This window comes from Citrobacter sp. MGH 55, assembly GCF_016906145.1.
Lineage (GTDB): Bacteria > Pseudomonadota > Gammaproteobacteria > Enterobacterales > Enterobacteriaceae > Citrobacter_A > Citrobacter_A amalonaticus.
Window position 1 is genome coordinate 4,170,709 of sequence record NZ_CP070239.1, and the last position, 18,055, is coordinate 4,188,763.

At 53.0% G+C, this 18,055-nt stretch carries 20 protein-coding genes; 11 read left to right on the plus strand and 9 right to left on the minus strand.

Annotated features, from left to right (window positions below):
* The first annotated feature begins 1 nt into the window (after position 1).
* From pyrC to JTI98_RS17420, 7 genes are all read left to right on the plus strand, one after another.
* On the plus strand, positions 2-1,048 hold the full coding sequence (gene pyrC, locus JTI98_RS17390; protein ID WP_043001012.1) for a dihydroorotase: 1,047 nt from the start codon (positions 2-4) through the stop codon (positions 1,046-1,048).
* A 76-nt stretch (positions 1,049-1,124) separates the two neighbouring features.
* Positions 1,125-1,370, plus strand: coding sequence for a DNA damage-inducible protein I (gene dinI / locus JTI98_RS17395; RefSeq protein WP_042319691.1), 246 nt, complete (start codon positions 1,125-1,127; stop codon positions 1,368-1,370).
* Between the two features lie 333 nt (positions 1,371-1,703).
* A complete protein-coding gene (gene bssS, locus JTI98_RS17400; protein ID WP_043001951.1) occupies positions 1,704-1,958 on the plus strand; it encodes a biofilm formation regulator BssS in 255 nt (84 codons plus the stop codon).
* A 115-nt stretch (positions 1,959-2,073) separates the two neighbouring features.
* A complete protein-coding gene (gene solA, locus JTI98_RS17405) occupies positions 2,074-3,195 on the plus strand; it encodes an N-methyl-L-tryptophan oxidase (protein WP_044329068.1) in 1,122 nt (373 codons plus the stop codon).
* Between the two features lie 46 nt (positions 3,196-3,241).
* Complete coding sequence (locus JTI98_RS17410) at positions 3,242-3,355, plus strand: YceO family protein (RefSeq protein ID WP_043001014.1); 114 nt, start codon at positions 3,242-3,244, stop codon at positions 3,353-3,355.
* 262 nt (positions 3,356-3,617) lie between these two features.
* Entirely contained in the window at positions 3,618-4,190 is a 573-nt protein-coding gene (locus JTI98_RS17415) for a cytochrome b (protein ID WP_200118581.1), read from the plus strand.
* Positions 4,187-4,762, plus strand: coding sequence for a YceI family protein (locus tag JTI98_RS17420; RefSeq protein WP_043001016.1), 576 nt, complete (start codon positions 4,187-4,189; stop codon positions 4,760-4,762). Before JTI98_RS17415 ends, JTI98_RS17420 begins: the two co-directional genes overlap by 4 nt.
* Before the next feature lie 51 nt (positions 4,763-4,813).
* On the opposite strand, the gene JTI98_RS17425 is transcribed toward JTI98_RS17420, so the two are convergent.
* Entirely contained in the window at positions 4,814-5,866 is a 1,053-nt protein-coding gene (locus JTI98_RS17425) for a rhodanese-related sulfurtransferase (RefSeq protein WP_216081589.1), read from the minus strand.
* Between the two features lie 223 nt (positions 5,867-6,089).
* Between JTI98_RS17425 and JTI98_RS17430 the strand changes: the two genes are divergently transcribed.
* The 3 genes from JTI98_RS17430 (at position 6,090) to JTI98_RS17440 (ending at position 8,846) form a co-directional block, all read left to right on the plus strand.
* Entirely contained in the window at positions 6,090-7,010 is a 921-nt protein-coding gene (locus JTI98_RS17430; RefSeq protein WP_044327398.1) for a Kdo(2)-lipid IV(A) acyltransferase, read from the plus strand.
* Positions 7,011-7,169: 159 nt separating this feature from the next.
* On the plus strand, positions 7,170-8,390 hold the full coding sequence (gene mdtG, locus JTI98_RS17435) for a multidrug efflux MFS transporter MdtG (protein WP_043001019.1): 1,221 nt from the start codon (positions 7,170-7,172) through the stop codon (positions 8,388-8,390).
* Positions 8,391-8,471: 81 nt separating this feature from the next.
* The gene (locus tag JTI98_RS17440) at positions 8,472-8,846 is read left to right on the plus strand and encodes a MysB family protein (RefSeq protein ID WP_043001020.1); all 375 of its coding nucleotides are present in this window, start codon (positions 8,472-8,474) and stop codon (positions 8,844-8,846) included.
* Here the strand turns inward: JTI98_RS17440 and JTI98_RS17445 are convergent, their stop codons facing one another.
* The 3 genes from JTI98_RS17445 to mdoG all read right to left on the minus strand — a co-directional run bounded on the left by JTI98_RS17445 (position 8,847) and on the right by mdoG (position 13,215).
* Positions 8,847-9,086 carry a YceK/YidQ family lipoprotein gene (locus tag JTI98_RS17445; RefSeq protein WP_192927005.1) on the minus strand — a complete coding sequence of 80 codons (240 nt, stop codon included), beginning with the start codon at positions 9,084-9,086 and terminating at the stop codon, positions 8,847-8,849.
* Positions 9,087-9,158: 72 nt separating this feature from the next.
* The gene (gene mdoH, locus JTI98_RS17450; RefSeq protein ID WP_043001021.1) at positions 9,159-11,687 is read right to left on the minus strand and encodes a glucans biosynthesis glucosyltransferase MdoH; all 2,529 of its coding nucleotides are present in this window, start codon (positions 11,685-11,687) and stop codon (positions 9,159-9,161) included.
* Positions 11,680-13,215 (minus strand): glucans biosynthesis protein MdoG, encoded by a 1,536-nt coding sequence (gene mdoG / locus JTI98_RS17455; protein ID WP_080343312.1) that lies wholly within the window; start codon positions 13,213-13,215, stop codon positions 11,680-11,682. The genes mdoH and mdoG overlap by 8 nt, the downstream gene beginning before the upstream one ends.
* 280 nt (positions 13,216-13,495) lie before the next feature.
* Here mdoG and mdoC point away from each other — a divergent pair, with 280 nt between their 5' ends.
* Complete coding sequence (mdoC, locus tag JTI98_RS17460; protein ID WP_044327397.1) at positions 13,496-14,656, plus strand: glucans biosynthesis protein MdoC; 1,161 nt, start codon at positions 13,496-13,498, stop codon at positions 14,654-14,656.
* Between the two features lie 14 nt (positions 14,657-14,670).
* On the opposite strand, the gene JTI98_RS17465 is transcribed toward mdoC, so the two are convergent.
* The 5 genes from JTI98_RS17465 to csgA all read right to left on the minus strand — a co-directional run bounded on the left by JTI98_RS17465 (position 14,671) and on the right by csgA (position 18,031).
* The gene (locus JTI98_RS17465; RefSeq protein WP_044266054.1) at positions 14,671-16,152 is read right to left on the minus strand and encodes a phospholipase D family protein; all 1,482 of its coding nucleotides are present in this window, start codon (positions 16,150-16,152) and stop codon (positions 14,671-14,673) included.
* On the minus strand, positions 16,094-16,627 hold the full coding sequence (ymdB, locus tag JTI98_RS17470; protein ID WP_044258045.1) for an O-acetyl-ADP-ribose deacetylase: 534 nt from the start codon (positions 16,625-16,627) through the stop codon (positions 16,094-16,096). The genes JTI98_RS17465 and ymdB overlap by 59 nt, the downstream gene beginning before the upstream one ends.
* A gap of 89 nt (positions 16,628-16,716) precedes the next feature.
* Complete coding sequence (locus JTI98_RS17475) at positions 16,717-17,040, minus strand: type 1 fimbrial protein (RefSeq protein ID WP_216081590.1); 324 nt, start codon at positions 17,038-17,040, stop codon at positions 16,717-16,719.
* Between the two features lie 145 nt (positions 17,041-17,185).
* Complete coding sequence (gene csgC, locus JTI98_RS17480) at positions 17,186-17,518, minus strand: curli assembly chaperone CsgC (RefSeq protein ID WP_044327394.1); 333 nt, start codon at positions 17,516-17,518, stop codon at positions 17,186-17,188.
* Positions 17,519-17,578: 60 nt separating this feature from the next.
* Positions 17,579-18,031 (minus strand): curli major subunit CsgA, encoded by a 453-nt coding sequence (csgA, locus tag JTI98_RS17485; RefSeq protein ID WP_044258048.1) that lies wholly within the window; start codon positions 18,029-18,031, stop codon positions 17,579-17,581.
* Positions 18,032-18,055: the final 24 nt, after the last annotated feature.

Sequence of the window (18,055 nt, forward strand, 5' to 3'; positions counted from 1 at the left end):
GATGACAGCACCCTCCCAGGTTTTAAAGATCCGCCGCCCAGATGACTGGCACCTTCACCTTCGCGACGGCGAAATGTTAAAAACGGTCGTGCCGTATACCAGCGATGTTTATGCACGTGCGATTGTGATGCCAAACCTGGCGCCGCCGATCACCACGGTAGATGCGGCAATTGCCTACCGCCAGCGCATCCTTGATGCGGTCCCTGCCGGACATTCCTTCACGCCGCTGATGACCTGCTATTTAACGGACACGTTGGATCCCGCTGAACTGGAACGCGGCTTTCGCGAAGGCGTGTTCACCGCAGCCAAACTCTATCCGGCAAACGCCACCACCAACTCCAGTCACGGGGTCACCTCCATCGATGCGATCATGCCAGTACTTGAACGCATGGAAAAACTCGGGATGCCGCTGCTGGTGCATGGCGAAGTCACCCACGCCGATATCGATATTTTTGACCGTGAAGCGCGCTTTATTGAGACGGTGATGGAGCCTCTGCGCCAGCGCCTGCCTGGGCTGAAAGTGGTCTTTGAGCACATCACTACCAAAGATGCGGCGGAGTATGTCCGTGACGGTAATGAATTATTGGCTGCGACGATTACACCGCAGCACCTGATGTTTAACCGTAACCATATGCTGGTTGGCGGTATTCGCCCACACCTCTACTGCCTGCCAATTCTGAAACGCAATGTCCACCAGCACGCTCTGCGTGAGCTGGTTGCCAGTGGCTTTGAGCGTGCCTTCCTCGGCACCGATTCGGCCCCACATGCCCGTCATCGTAAGGAATCGAGCTGTGGCTGCGCGGGATGTTTTAACGCGCCAACGGCACTGGCGAGTTACGCGAGCGTGTTTGAAGAGATGAATGCCCTGGCGCACTTTGAAGCGTTTTGTTCACTGAACGGTCCGCGATTCTACGGCCTGCCGGTCAATGACACTTTCGTTGAACTGGTACGTGAAGAGCAGCAGGTACCGGAGAGCATCGCGCTGACCGACGATACGCTGGTGCCGTTCCTCGGGGGCGAAACGGTACGCTGGACGATTAAAAAGTAAAAAAAATCGATGCCACCTGTTGTAACCTGGCCAGGATAACTGTATAAATAACCAGTACATTCAACAGGGGGCCATTATGCGTATTGAAGTCACCATTGCTAAAACTTCACCTTTACCTGCCGGTGCTATTGACGCCCTGGCAGGTGAACTCTCCCGCCGTATTACTCACCACTTTCCCGATAACGACGGTAACGTGACCGTTCGTTATGCCGCAGCGAATAATTTGTCCGTGATTGGCGCGACGAAAGAAGATAAAGAACGGATCAGCGAAATTCTCCAAGAAACCTGGGAAAGCGCTGACGACTGGTTCATTAAAGAATAAAAATGCTATGCCGTAGTCTCTTTGCCGGGTCGCCCCGGCTTTTTTCTCTCATCTTTAAGGCAATCTTTTTTGCGGCATCATTTAGTATTCTCCGTTGCCTTCGGAATTGATTATATTTTCACCAGTCACTCAAAATTATTGCACAACATACTTAAAAAGAATGAACAAGATGGTGATTAATTACTCACAAATTCTTAATTTGCAGAAATTTATGCTCCCCCCTCTTTAAAATCTCAGTGAATACCCTTATTTATTGATATACTGAAGTTGCTTCAGATAAAAACGCATTGAACCTCGAAAACCGTTGTCTTGTAACACGAATTAGGGGGCATGATGGAAAAGAATAATGAAGTCATTCAGACTCATCCGCTTGTGGGATGGGACATCAGCACCGTAGATAGCTATGACGCGCTGATGCTGCGTTTGCACTACCAGACTCCAAATCGTCCCGAAACCGATGGTACAGAGGTCGGTCAAACGCTCTGGTTAACCACCGATGTTGCCAGACAATTTATTTCGATATTAGAAGCCGGCATAGCCAAAATCGAATCCGGCGATTACCAGGCCAACGAATACCGTCGGCATTAACGAGACGGACATTCTCACTTAAAAAGGCACCTTCGGGGTGCCTTTGCTATTTCTGGGTTGTATTACGCATTTCACTTATTTACTCTGCATCAAACGCGACAGCAGAGAGAAACCGATGAAATACGACTTAATCATTATAGGCAGCGGGTCCGTTGGGGCAGCCGCAGGTTATTATGCCACTCGCGCCGGGTTAAACGTTCTGATGACCGACGCGCATATGCCACCGCATCAACAGGGTAGTCATCACGGCGACACCCGGTTGATTCGCCACGCCTATGGCGAAGGTGAAAAATACGTTCCGCTGGTGCTGCGTGCGCAGGCGCTATGGGACGAACTCTCCACGCAAAATGAAGAGCCGATTTTCGTCCGCTCCGGCGTTATCAATCTTGGCCCCGCCGGTTCGCCCTTCCTGGCAAACGTCGCGCACAGCGCAAAACAGTGGCAACTGAACGTTGAACAACTGGATGCCGCCGCCATCATGGCGCGCTGGCCCGAAATCCGCGTACCTGCAGACTACACCGGCCTGTTCGAAGCTGATTCCGGTTTTTTACGCAGTGAACTGGCGATCAAAACCTGGATCCGTCTGGCAGAAGAAGCAGGATGCGCTCAGCTCTTCAACTGCCCGGTCACAGCCATTCACCATGATGATGACGGCGGGGTCACTGTAGAAACCGCTGACGGCGAGTACCGCGCGAAGAAAGCGCTGGTGAGCGCCGGTACCTGGGTTCAGGCTTTGCTCCCCGAGCTTCCCATCCAGCCGGTACGAAAAGTGTTTGCCTGGTACCAGGCCGATGGCCGCTATAGCATCAAGAATAAGTTTCCTGCCTTCACCGGTGAGCTGCCTAATGGCGATCAATACTACGGCTTCCCGGCGGAGAACGACGAACTGAAAATCGGTAAGCACAACGGCGGGCAACTTATCCACGCCGAAGCTGAACGCAAACCGTTTGCCAGCGTCGCCAGCGATGGATCTGAAGCATTCCCGTTCCTGCGCAATATCCTTCCGGGAGTGGGTTGCTGTCTGCACGGTGCGGCCTGCACCTACGACAACTCGCCGGATGAAGATTTTATCATCGACACGCTGCCCGGCCATGACAACACGCTGATCGTGACCGGGCTGAGTGGTCACGGCTTTAAATTTGCCTCCGTATTGGGTGAAATTGCCGCTGACTTTGCCCAGGAAAAGCCATCCGCTTTTGACCTGACGCCGTTCAGACTCTCCCGATTTACGGCATAATCGTTAAATGGCCTCGTAATGAGGCCTTTTTAATGGTGATTACAATATGCGTCGTCTGTTTCTTTATCTGGTCAACAATATTCGCGAGCATTTTATGCTCTACGTTATTTTGTGGTCGCTGCTGGCGATTCTTGATGTTATTTATATCCTGTTTTACTGAGCCATCAGCATTGACAAATACTGACAAAAATTGAAAGTTATCTAATTTTTGTTTTGTTTTTTTGAATGACAAAACCCATCCCCTACCCCCCACAAACCGTCATAAATCGGTCATTTCTGACGAATCCGTTGAATCAAAATCCACACTTAATACAAAATTATTGAATCAACGTTAAATATCTCTCCCGGTGTTATTTTTTAGTTGCATTTATGTCTCTGTCAGGCCATTTTCATTCAATCCTGAAATATGAAATGGAATTTTTATGCAATTTTCAAATACGCCTCAACAGTATGGTTTTATTTCCGCCATGCTTCACTGGCTAACCGCGTTGGTGGTCTACGGGATGTTTGCACTCGGTCTCTGGATGGTGACGTTGAGCTATTACGACGGCTGGTATCACCAGGGACCGGAATTGCACAAAAGCATCGGGATCCTGCTGATGATGGGCCTGGTCGTGCGGGTCATCTGGCGTCTGATCTCGCCACCGCCGAAAGCGCTGAAAAGCTATTCGGCCCTGACCCGTGCTGGCGCAGCGTTGGGCCACCTCGCGCTATATCTGCTGCTGTTTAGCATTGTCATCAGCGGTTATCTGATCTCGACGGCGGACGGTAAACCGATCAGCGTTTTCGGCTGGTTTGATGTCCCGGCCACCTTCGCGGATGCTGGCGTTCAGGCCGATCTCGCCGGAAGCGTACACCTGTGGCTGGCCTGGACCGTCGTTATTCTTTCCATTCTGCATGGCCTGATGGCCTTTAAACACCACTTTATCGATAAAGACGACACCCTGAATCGCATGTTGGGTAAGTCGTCATCTGACTATGGAGCTCAAAAATGAAAAAAAGCCTGCTGGGTTTAACTCTCGCCTCTCTGCTGTTCACAACCGGTTCTGCCATCGCGGCGGATTATAAAATTGACAAAGAAGGACAACATGCCTTTGTTAATTTCCGTATTCAGCACCTGGGATACAGCTGGTTGTACGGCACGTTTAAAGACTTCGACGGAACCTTTACCTTTGATGAAAAGGATCCCGCCGCCGATAAAGTGAATGTGACGATCAACACCAACAGCGTGGATACCAATCACGCCGAGCGTGATAAGCACCTGCGCAGCGCTGATTTCCTCAATGTCGCGAAATTCCCGCAGGCGACCTTCACCTCCACCAGCGTGAAAAAAGACGGTGACGAACTGGATATCACCGGGAATCTGACGCTAAACGGCGTAACAAAGCCGGTGACGCTGGAAGCGAAGATGATCGGTCAGGGTGACGATCCGTGGGGGGGTAAACGCGCAGGCTTCGAAGCCGAAGGTAAAATCAAGCTGAAGGATTTCAACATCACCACCGATCTGGGTCCTGCCTCGCAGGAAGTGGAGTTGATTATCTCAGTTGAAGGCGTACAGCAGAAGTAAACGAGGAATGATGCCGGATGGCGATGTTGTCGCCGCCATCCGGCCACACCATTACTCGGCAGGATCCGGAATACCCAGTTTCGTATTCAGTCGTCCACGCGACTTGTTGAAGATTTTATTGCCGTTCTCGCGTCCTGCGCGCAGGCGACGTTGCTCTTCTTCCGGTAATGCGCTCTCTTCGCAACAGATCTCGCTACAGCAGCCGTTGTACTTTTGCGCACATGCCAGGCACTGAATAAACAGCAGATGGCAGCCGTCATTATTACAGTTGGTGTGGCTGTCGCACGGCGCACCACATTGATGACAATGCGCAATCACCTCATCTGAAATACGCTCACCCATGCGCTCATCAAACACAAAGTTTTTGCCGATGAAACGTACCGGTAACCCCTGCTCGCGGGCCTTGCGTGCATATTCAATGATACCGCCTTCAATGTGCCACACTTTACTGAAGCCATTGTGCTTCATCCAGGCGCTGGCTTTTTCGCAGCGAATACCACCGGTACAATACATCACTATCTTTTTATCTTTGTGTTCCTGCATCATTTCGACCGCTTTGGGTAACTGCTCGCGGAACGTGTCGGCCGGGATTTCCAGCGCGTTCTCAAAATGGCCCACTTCGTATTCGTAGTGGTTACGCATATCAATGAACAGCGCATCCGGGTCGTCGAGCATCGCGTTCACTTCCGCGGCCTTGAGATAGTCGCCGACATCGCTGGCATCAAAACTCGGGTCCTCAATGCCATCCGCCACAATCCGCTCACGCACTTTCATTCGCAGCACCCAGAAGGATTTCCCGTCATCTTCCAGCGCAATGTTCAGACGCACGCCGTCAAGTGCCGGATCAAAGGCGTACAGCTGCTGGCGGAACGTCTCTACCTGACTTTGCGGTACGCTGATTTGGGCGTTAATTCCTTCATGCGCCAGATAGATGCGACCGAAAACATTCAGCGCGGTTAACTTTTGATACAACGCATCGCGTGTGGCCTGCGGGTCTGCGATGGTAAAATATTTGTAGAACGAAATGGTCGTGCGCGGCTCAGTTTCAGCCAACATCCGGGCTTTGAGGGCATCATTGGAAATACGGTTATGTAACACTGGCATGGTGTACGGGTCCTGCGGCAGGTGAAATCAGAATCGGCGGCATCATATAGCAATCCGCGCCAATTTACATCCATACATTTTGCGCTACATTTCTTTCTTCAAAATAAAAAATTAACAACATTTGCTGCATTTATCGCCATTCCGGAGCCACAAATTTTTTCTGACGGCAAAAAAATGCAACAATACAGATAATTGCCCGTTTAAGGTATACAACAGGAAAGACATGACGAATTTACCTAAGTTCTCCGCAGCACTACTGCATCCACGGTATTGGTTAACCTGGCTCGGTATTGGCGCACTTTGGTTGGTCGTGCAGTTGCCCTATCCGATACTCTATCGCCTTGGTCATATGATCGGTCACCTGGCGTATCGTCTGATGAAGCGGCGGACGAAAATTGCATATCGTAACCTCGAGCTCTGTTTCCCTGAAATGAGTGAGCGTGACCGCCATGCGATGGTGGTTAAAAATTTTGAATCCGTCGGTATGGGTCTGCTGGAAACCGGGATGGCCTGGTTCTGGCCCGATCGTCGCATTGCCCGCTGGACCGAAGTGATCGGCATGGAGCATATTCGTGACGTTCAGGCTCAGCAGCGCGGTATTTTGCTGGTGGGGCTGCACTTTTTAACCCTGGAACTCGGTGCGCGTCAGTTCGGTTTGCAGGAACCCGGCATCGGCGTTTATCGCCCGAATGATAATCCCTTGATCGACTGGCTCCAGACCTGGGGTCGTATGCGCTCAAACAAATCCATGCTCGATCGCAAGGATCTGAAAGGGATGATTAAGGCGCTGAAGAAAGGCGAAGTGGTCTGGTATGCGCCGGACCACGATTATGGCCCGCGCGCCAGCGTGTTCGTCCCGCTTTTTGCCGTTGAACAGGCTGCCACCACCTCCGGCACCTGGATGTTGGCGCGAATGTCTAATGCCTGCCTGGTGCCGTTTGTACCGCGTCGCAAGCCCGATGGCAAAGGCTACCAGCTGATTATGTTACCGCCAGAATGCTCACCGCCGCTGGATGACGCAGAGACCACCGCCGCATGGATGAACAAGATTGTTGAGAAGTGCATCATGATGGCACCGGAACAGTACATGTGGCTACATCGTCGTTTCAAAACACGTCCTGCTGGCGTACCTTCCCGTTATTAAATCCTGCATAGCAGCCCCTTTTGGGCTGCTTTCTCACCGTTTTTAGCGATAAAAGCTCCCCACATTGAGACCCTCTGCATCCAGGCGCATAATGAATATGCTTAATTTATATTCGTTTTTTGCCCGATCGCGCCAACAGCGCATCACACGCGGATCGCTATGTCACCCTCTGATACTCCCATAAACTGGAAACGTAATCTCACTGTCACCTGGCTCGGCTGTTTCTTAACCGGCGCCGCATTTAGCCTGGTGATGCCATTTTTACCACTTTATGTCGAACAACTCGGCGTAACGGGCCACAGTGCGCTCAACATGTGGTCCGGACTGGTCTTTAGTATTACGTTTCTTTTCTCTGCGATCGCCTCTCCCTTCTGGGGCGGGCTTGCCGACCGTAAAGGCAGAAAGATTATGCTGCTGCGCTCTGCGCTGGGGATGGCAATAGTGATGCTGCTAATGGGCCTTGCGCAGAATATCTGGCAGTTTCTGGTACTGCGCGCACTGCTCGGGTTGCTGGGCGGATTCATTCCCAACGCCAACGCCCTCATCGCCACCCAGGTCCCACGCAATAAAAGCGGCTGGGCGCTGGGAACGCTCTCTACCGGCGGCGTTAGCGGTGCATTACTCGGCCCGTTAGCGGGCGGCCTGCTCGCCGACCAGTACGGCCTGCGCCCGGTTTTCTTCATCACCGCGACGGTACTGCTGATCTGTTTCTTACTGACGCTGTTTTTTATTCGCGAAAACTTCAAACCCATCAGCAAGAAAGAGATGCTGCGCGTCCGGGAAGTGGTTGCCACGCTTAAGAACCCGAAACTGGTGCTGAGCCTGTTCGTCACCACGCTGATCATTCAGGTCGCGACCGGTTCCATTGCACCGATTTTAACCCTCTATGTGCGGGAGCTGGCGGGTAACGTCAGCAATATTGCGTTTATTAGCGGGATGATTGCCTCTGTGCCTGGCGTCGCCGCATTGCTCAGCGCGCCAAGATTAGGCAAGCTGGGCGACCGTATCGGACCGGAGAAAATCCTCATTGTGGCGCTAATCTTCTCCGTTCTGCTGCTGATCCCGATGTCTTTTGTGCAGACCCCGTGGCAACTGGCGGTGCTGCGCTTTTTACTGGGCGCTGCCGACGGCGCGCTGCTGCCGGCGGTACAAACGCTGCTGGTCTATAACTCCACAAACCAAATCGCCGGGCGCATCTTTAGTTACAACCAGTCGTTCCGCGATATCGGCAACGTCACCGGCCCGCTCATGGGAGCAGCGATTTCCGCTAACTACGGCTTCCGTGCCGTCTTCCTGGTCACTGCCGGGGTGGTATTGTTTAACGCCATTTATTCCTGGAACAGCCTGCGCCGTCGTGCTCTCACGCGAACAGCGGGATGATTTTTCAGCATTCATACTTGCATAACCGGAGAATCAGCTATTCTTTCCCTGATTACCTCATCAAATCAAAGGGAGACTCAGATGACCATGTATGCAACGCTGGAAGAAGCCATTGACTCAGCCCGTGAAGAATTTATGGCGGACCATCCTGAGCTTGAACAGGACGAAGCCAATGTACAGCAGTTCAACGTGCAGAAGTACGTGCTACAGGATGGCGACATCATGTGGCAGGTCGAGTTTTTTGCCGATGAAGGCGAAGAAGGCGAGTGCCTGCCGATGCTCAGTGGCGAGGCCGCGCAAAGTGTCTTTGACGGCGACTATGATGAGATAGAGATCCGCCAGGAGTGGCTGGAAGAGAATACACTGCATGAATGGGATGAAGGCGAATTTCAGCTTGAGCCCCCCCTGGATACCGAAGAGGGTCAAACCGCAGCCGATGAATGGGATGAACGGTAATTACTCGTAAGGGCCGTGATGCATGTCCAGCGGCAACAGCAGCGTGTCAAACACCAGCGAGAACGGCAGATCGAGGATAGTGACATAACGCCATGCTGAATCCCGGACGTCCCACTGCACTCCCGGATAGTACTGGTTGCCATGCCCCTGTCCGGGGATTGTCCGGCTGATAATGCTGCCGCACCCGCTTAACAGCATCACCATGATGCCCACCGCTACGATTCGCACGTGATACCTCATTAATCGTTTTCTTCAGTATAAAAAAATACCGGCGCAAGCCGGTATTTTTCAGATGATTTCGCCGGGTGGCGCTTACGGCGTCTTCAGCGTCTGTGGGTTCAGGGTGATACCCTGATAATAACTCACCCACGATGAATACTTCTCTGGCGAATTCCAGACACGATAATGCAAACGCGCCATCGTCACCGGATCGCTCAGCAGTACCAGACGACGGTCGCGATTCAGTTTTTCCGGGGTCTCGTTCAGCGCCTGCTCAACGTGACGATCGCGGGCAATCTCCAGTACCTGGCTTGCACGGTGACGTGCCGTCGCCATCGCAGTGGCCAGCGCGTTAAACGATGGGTTAAACACCGCGTGCATGAAGCCATCGTCAAGCGAGCGGTTGCGGTTCATCACCAGATACTTGTCGGTATCCACCAGCACCTGCGGCGGCGAATATTCTTCCGGGATCAGGAACAGCTTCCAGCGTTTGGTACGCAAACCGACCGTTGAACGGCTGGAGATCACCGAGACAAACGGTGACAGGATCAGCGAGAAGACAATCGGTGCCAGCCAGAACAGGAAACGCAGATCCAGCCACGCCATACCGACCGCCCATACCAGACCCAGCAGCAGTTGCGAACCATGACGCATAAACGCTTCGCCCCACGGCGTAGAGTCATCGTCACGCTGCGGCGAGTTCCACACCACTTCCCAGCCCAGGAAGGCGCTCACCACGAAGACGGTGTGGAACAACATACGCACCGGCGCCAGCAAGACGGAGAACAACACCTCCAGCAGCAGCGACAGCGTCACGCGAATAAAACCACCGTACTCTTTGGTGCCTTTACACCAGATGAGCAGAATACTCAGCAACTTCGGCAGGAACAGCAGCACCATTGTCGAGGCAAACAGGGCTATTGCCAGTTCAGGACGCCACTGCGGCCAGACCGGGAACAGCTGGCGCGGTTGCAGGAAGTATTGCGGCTCGGTAAGCGCATGGACTACCTGCAGCGCAGTCGACAGCGCGAGGAACATAAACCACAGCGGCGCGGAGAGATAAGACATCACCCCGGTCAGGAACACGGCGCGGTGAACCGGATGCATCCCTTTTACAAGGAACAGACGGAAGTTCATCAGGTTGCCATGACACCAGCGCCGGTCACGCTTCAGCTCATCCAGCAGGTTCGGCGGCAGTTCTTCATAGGAACCGGGCAGATCGTAAGCAATCCACACGCCCCACCCGGCTCGACGCATTAATGCCGCTTCCACGAAGTCGTGCGACAGGATGGAGCCGGCGAAAGAGCCTTCACCCGGCAGCGGCGCCAGCGCACAGTGTTCGATAAACGGCTTCACGCGGATGATGGCGTTGTGCCCCCAGTAATGGGACTCACCCAACTGCCAGAAGTGCAAACCCGCGGTGAACAGCGGTCCGTATACGCGCGTCGCAAACTGCTGACAGCGCGCATACAAAGTGTCCATGCCGGACGCCTTCGGCGATGACTGAATGATCCCGGCGTTCGGGTTCGCTTCCATCAGACGCACCAGACCACTCAGACACTCACCGGTCATCACGGAGTCAGCATCCAGCACCACCATGTAACTGTACTGGCTGCCCCAGCGACGGCAGAAGTCATCAATATTACCGCTTTTACGCTTCACACGACGGCGACGACGGCGGTAGAAAATCTGTCCTTCGCCCTGCACTTCGGCAATCAGCTCCATCCACGCCTTTTGTTCAGCAACGCAGATATCGGGGTTGTAGCTGTCGCTAAGAATATAGACATCGAAATGTTCGCCGTTGCCGGTCGCTTTTACTGATTCCCATGTCGCGCGCAGGCCAGCAAAAACACGATCAACGTCTTCGTTACAGATAGGCATAATCAGCGCGGTACGGTGCTGCGGATTCAGCGGTTCGTCACCGACCGTTGACGCCGAAATACTGTACTTATCGCGACCAATCAGCAGTTGCAGGAAGCCCATTAACGCGGTCCAGAACCCGGCGGAAACCCAGCAGAACAGCACCGCAAAGAGGATCAAAATACCGGTTTGCAACATGTACGGCAGCAACTGCATGAAGGAGACCCACAGGTCCTGCCCAACCATATCCGCCGGATTGATCAGCGCCCAGCCCTGATACGGCAGAATCGTCTTCATGTACCAGGTCGCGACGACCGTCTGCGCCAGCGTCAGCAGCAGCAGCGTATAGCGACGAAGGGTGCCAACGGTACGCCACTTCTGCTCGCTTTCCTGTTCTTCTTTCGTCAGACGCGCGAGATAGCGCGGCGTAACGTCACGTCCACGCAGACGATCCCAGAAACGCCCAACCGGGTTGGTGCGCCAGGGATCGGGAAACATCGAAGAACGTTTGGCTTTAGGCATTGCCTGAAGCTGATCGCGCCCTTCGTCATCTTTGATCAACTGCCCTTCGCCCAGCGAGTCTGGCCAGGCTTGTTGCAGACGCGCTTTGACAGAACCCTGCGGTGAATCGTCTTCTCGCGAGTAACGGCGATGCTCGGCATCCAGCGCTTCATGCACCGCGCGGATGTCAGTTGTCGGCAATGCCGCTTTCTCGATCTCCGAGAGCGGCATGGCGTCAATGTACTCAGTTGTCTTATTCATTGGCAGGTAACTGGTAGCTCCAGGTTTCACTCAACGTCTGATCGGCATTGACTAATGCCGCACGCATTTCAGTGGTTTTCTTCACATCTTTCACTTTCACGCGCATCGTCATACGCCAACCTTTGGTGATCGGGTTGTAACGGACTGTTGTTTCCACGATCTCGCCGTTGTCGCCAATGCTGGTTTGCGCGGTGACCGGGGTATCCTGCGGCAGTTTTTTCATGTCCGTGCCGGTGAAGTCCACCACGAAGGCGATCGTGCCGTCAGGCTGGCGAATGAGATTAGACTGTTTGACATCGCCGGTTGAACGACGCGTCTGCTGCACCCAGGCGTTATCCGGCGCATGAAGTTTGTCTTCATCGCGGCTGAACGTCAGGGTGTATTTAAAGTTCATCTCTTTGCCAGGCTCAGGCAGTTGATCCGGCGTCCAGTAAGCGACGATGTTATCGTTGGTTTCGTCATTGGTCGGGATTTCAACCAGTTCAATCTTACCCTTGCCCCACTCGCCTTTCGGTGTAATCCAGGCGCTTGGGCGCAGATCGTAACGGTCGTCGAGATCTTCAAAGCGAGAGAACTGACGGCCGCGCTGGAGCAGACCAAACCCTTGCGGGTTTTCCATCGCAAAACTGCTCACCGCGAGGTGTTTCGGGTTATTCAGCGGACGCCAGATCCATTCACCGTTGCCGGCATGAATCGACAAACCGTTGGAGTCATGCAGTTCCGGACGATAGTTCGTCGCCGGTGAAGGCTGGTTTGGCCCATACAGGAACATACTGGTTAACGGCGCCACGCCCAGTTTACCGACCTTATCACGCAGGTAGACTTTCGACTGCACGTCGACAACGGTGTCACGCCCAGGAATTATCACAAAACGATAGGCCCCGGTCGCACGCGGAGAGTCCAGTAAGGCATAAATCGTCAGGCGCTTGTCAGTTGGTTTTGGACGTTCGATCCAGAACTCACGGAAGCGGGGAAATTCTTCACCTGAAGGCAGCGCGGTATCAATAGCCAGACCGCGCGCAGAAAGGCCATACACCTGACCGGCCCCCAGGACGCGGAAGTAGCTTGCGCCAAGCATGCTGACGATTTCATCGTTTTTGTCTTTGCTGTTGATCGGGTACAACACTTTGAAACCCGCAAAGCCGAGATCTTTTACCGTGTCTTTATCATGCTGAACGTCGCCGAAATTGAAGTAGTCCGGGCTGTATTTGATTCTTTTAACCGTAGTTGCCGTGACTTCATTGATTTTGACCGGCGTGTCGAAGTACATACCCTGGTGGTAGAACTCGAGCTTGAATGGGGTCTTGAGATTGCTCCAGTATGCTTTGTCGCGATTAAACTGGATCTGCTGATAGTCCGCATATTTCATGTCGCGGAAAACGGAGGGCAAGTTACTTTTTGGCGCCTCATAGCCTTTACCGGCTAAGGATTGAGCTTGCTTTGCAACATCATCGATGGAGAAGGCCCAGGCCGACGACGTGTACAGCGTTAACATGACTGCCGCACCCAACCAACGCATTTTCATCATTTGTGGTTTATGTTTCATAATTAGTAAGCACTTCCCCCTTTGTGTGCTTATATCGATCCGATCTATTTTAATGGATAATCAGGCATTAGGACAACTGAATCCCTGCATTGTTCAGCACGCTGGCTCATGGTTTAGACGCCTCGCCGGGCCCTTTTTCACTTTGCGTGCTTATCCTGGAGACAGGTCGTTGTACTTGGTGTAGGGTTGCCACCGACTGTAACGAGTAAACGCCTTACCGATAAGACGATTAGTCTGAGAATCTGAGAATACGAAAACCTTTATGAATCCCGTACCCGCACAGCGTGAATATTTTCTTGACTCCATCCGCGCCTGGCTGATGTTGTTGGGTATTCCCTTCCATATCTCATTGATCTATTCCGGCCATACCTGGCATGTGAACAGCGCCGAGCCCTCATGGTGGCTGACTCTGTTTAACGATTTTATCCATTCATTCCGGATGCAGGTCTTTTTCGTTATTTCCGGTTATTTTTCGTACATGTTATTCCTGCGTTATCCATTGAAACGCTGGTGGAAAGTACGCGTTGAGCGCGTAGGCATTCCGATGCTTACGGCTATTCCCCTGCTGACGTTGCCGCAATTTATTATGCTGCAATACGTCAAAGGAAAAGCCGACAGTTGGCAGACGCTCTCACTGTATGAAAAATACAACACGCTGGCCTGGGAATTAATTTCTCATCTCTGGTTTTTACTGGTTCTGGTGGTATTAACCACCGTCAGTCTGTGGATATTTACCCGGATGCGAAAAAACCTGGAGAAAGCGGAAAAAAAACGGCTGGCCGCCGTGTCGATGGGCAAACTGACGTTCATCTTCTTCTTACTGGGTATTGGTTATGCGGTGATACGGCGGACGCTGTTCATTGTTTACCCACCCATTCTCAGCGACGGCTTGTTTAATTTCGTGGTGATGCAAACGCTTTTTTATGTGCCTTTCTTTATGCTGGGTGCGCTGGCCTTTATCTCACCCGAGCTTAAAGCGCTTTTCACCACCCCTTCCCGGGGATGTACGCTGGCGGCGGCTTTTGCTTTCATCGCCTATTTGCTGAATCAGCGCTACGGCAGTGGCGATGCATGGATGTACGAAACGGAATATGTCATCACCATGGTGCTAGGATTATGGATGGTCAATGTGGTGTTTTCTCTCGGCCACCGTTTACTCAATTTCCAGTCAGCCCGCGTCACCTATTTTGTGAATGCGTCACTGTTTATTTATCTGGTACACCATCCGTTAACACTGTTTTTCGGCGCCTATATTACGCCACATATTACCTCGAATCTGTTGGGCTTTATCTGCGGGCTGATCTTTGTGGTTGGCATCGCACTGGTATTGTATGAGATTCATTTGCGCATTCCGCTGCTTAAATTTCTGTTCTCCGGCAAACCGCCGGTCAGACAGGAACAAAGCAAAAAAGTGACCGGCTAATGCCCGCGACCACGTTAAAGCAGCCACTCGACAGGCAATAGCGTCGCCAGTCGCACCAGAACCCGCTTCCAGAATCCTGTGGCGGGTTCTTTTTTTAACACCAGTTCTTCGTCCTGCTGCCGATCCACCCAGTTAATTCGCCCCCAGCGATCGAGGCGTAATTGCCAGGCCGCATCGCGTTGACTCTCAATGAACCGGTTATGGATAAGCGTCGCCAGCGTCTCGCTTTCAATCACAAATCCCATTTCCGTGTTCAGCAACGTGGAACGGGGATCAAAATTCAGTGAACCAATAAACACCTTACGCCCGTCAATACTGAACGTTTTGGCATGCAGGCTGGAACCGGAGTTCCCCGTAAGCCCCCTGTCGTGCAGTACCACCTGACGTTCACGCGTCGGCTTCAGTTCATAGAGCTCGACACCATAACGCAGTAGTTTCTTCCGCCAGCGCGCATATCCGGCATGTACCACCGCGACATCATTGGCGGCTAATGAATTGGTGAGAATCGCAATTTTGACGCCTTTACGCACCAGTTTCAGCAACTGCGCGACGCCTGCACGGGTCGGGACAAAATAGGCAGAAATAATGTCAATCCGCTCCGTCGGCGACCCCATCACGTCAAACAGTCGTTGTGGCAGTAAAGAGTGGCGCTGCGCTTTCCCCTGGCCTTTTAAGGGATCGTCACTTAACAGCCGGGTCTTCGCCCAGATAAGCGGTAGCGTTCCGCGATCGAGATGGGTCATAAACGGGCTGGTTTTCAGTTTATGCTGATATCGACGGGTGATGGGATCGTTGTACCAGGCGTCGGGTAGCTCAATGCGTTCGGTGATCTCTTGCTCGGAGAGTGCCAGTACCGATTTCAACGTCGAAACCGACGCGCAATGCCAGTAGCGTTCGAAATCCTCAGCAACCTCCCTGACGACGGGTCCGATGGCCATCACGTCCAGATCGGAGAACAGCGGCTCCTCGCCCGCGCCAAAATAGGCATCGCCAATGTTTCGCCCGCCCACCAGGGTGACAACACCGTCTGCGGTATAGCTTTTGTTATGCATCCGTCGGTTTAGCCTGGCGAAATCGGTCAGATAACCCAGCATCCGTAGCATGCGAAAAGAGAAAGGATTAAACAGGCGAACTTCAATGTTGGGATGGGCATCGAGCAGTTGCAGAGTGTCATCCAGCCCTGGCGTGTTGTTGTCATCAAGCAACAGGCGCACATGGACACCACGTTTCGCCGCCGCCAGAAGAACAGCGAACAGCAGTCGCCCGGACATGTCGTCTTCCCAGATATAGTACTGAACATCCAGCGTGCGCTCCGCCATTTCCGCCAGCCGGTAACGGGCGGCAAAGGCGTCCAGACTGTTATCGAGCGCAAGAATGCCGCACTCTCCGGGGTGATTGTCGCACAGAGGACGCGTGGCGCGGGCGAGGCGAGTCAGCTCATTCATCGCCTTGTTGGGTAAGTAGACGCTGGTAGAGTCGGGTTGTTTCGTCATCATAACAGACAAAGTATATCTGCTCAGGCAAAGCGCGGCGGGTAATAAATTCCGAAACGGTTTTCAGCGCAATTTCAGCGGCGGCGGCTCGTGGATAGCCGTAAACTCCGGTACTGATTGCCGGAAAGGCAATGGACGTGTAGCCATTGGCCAGCGCCAGATTCAGGCTATTAACGTACGCATCCTGTAGCAGTTGCGCTTCGTTATGCTCGCCGCCACGCCAGACCGGGCCGACGGTATGAATGACCGCTTTAGCGGGGAGGTTTCCGGCAAGCGTGATCACCGCATGGCCCGTCGGGCACTCGCCCTGCTGCTGTCTGACTTTCATGCAGGCTTCCAGTAAGGCGGGGCCCGCAGCGCGATGGATTGCCCCATCAACACCTCCGCCTCCCATCAGCGAGGCGTTTGCGGCATTGACGATGACATCAACCGCGACCGTGGTGATATCCCCCTGGATAACATGAATACGCGATTCCATAGAACCTCCTTGCGTCACTCTATTCTGTAAGTGTACAGCAGGGGATACCCTGAAATCGCTTTTTTCGTCTGTTTGTCTGAATGACCTGTTTAGCGGTAGCTGATGTCCATCACCGCCAGTTTTTTCTTCTCATCCAGATAGTGCAAGTTAACTGCGGCGATCTGCTTGAAGTGTTGTGGTGCTTTTAGCAGTTCCTGGGGTGAGTAATAGCGGGTTTGCGTGCGCCCCGTGTTAAAGCACGACATTGCAAGGCGCTGTTGCTCCAGACTCACATTGCAGGGCGGTTCTACGATTTGACCGGTGAAATGAATCACCCCGCCCTGTCCTCCCGCATCCGCCATTGCGGTAAAAGAAAACAGGGCAAGAAGCGCGAGCAGCGGAACGCTTGTTTTACGCGTGACAGGTAACAGCATGATGCTTTCCTCAATGAGTATTCATCCTTGAGGGGTGATGTATTCCCTGACGGCGACAGGCCCGGGAGTCACGCATTCCGCGTCACTCTATACATAGTTCAGCCACCTCGCTTCTGCCAGCATCGACGCATTAATTGTCAGTCAGTTATGACGGTTTCGCAGAGGGCGGCCATTGTTGCGATAAATGCAGCGACTGGCCGTCAGAAACCGTAACCACGATTTTGACGGTGTCTTGTGCAGAGATATTTAAACTGAGTCTGGTCAAATCAATGGCCTGATTAGCGGGTAGAGAAAGGGTCTTTTTCTGTCGTGACTGACTTTGCCCCGCCACGCCGTCACGAAGGGCTAAAATCTGCACCTGGCACACACAGGGTTGTGTCAGGGTGACCTGCGGCGTAATCGTGTAAATGTCGCCTTGCTGGGTGGTTGCAAACGTTATCTGATTAGAGAGCGCCGCAAGGAGTAATAAGGTGTTCATGATGTCCTCCCGAAAAAAAACAGGGCTTTCGCCCTGTTTATCGTCAGCACATAAACTGAATTAGTACTGGTTAGCGGTGGCGTTGTTGCCAAAACCAACCTGATGCACCAGAACGCTGGAATCGGACGCAGTCTGGTTCACCAGTGCGGCGTTATGTCCACCATACTGGCTCACAGTAATGTCCGAATTTTTGCCGTTCCACTGATCGATGGTGGCGTTGTTTTTAAAGCCGTTTTGAGTCAGATCGATGGTGCTGTTATCTGAGCCCTGGCCCACGTCGGCGCCGTTACCAAAGCCATTCTGATGAATGGTCGTATCAGATTTACGAGCGTCGCTTTGCAGCGCAAGCGCGGCGTTGTTGACCCCTGACTGATAAATGCTCAGGGTCGATTCCGGGCCGGAGCTGCTCCCGCCGCCGCCACCACCGCCGCCGCCCCATTGCGGAACAGAACCAGCCAGAGCACTGCCAGAAACCACGATTGCTGCAAATGCTGCCACTTGTAAAAGTTTCATGGTAAACCCCCATCGGATTGATTT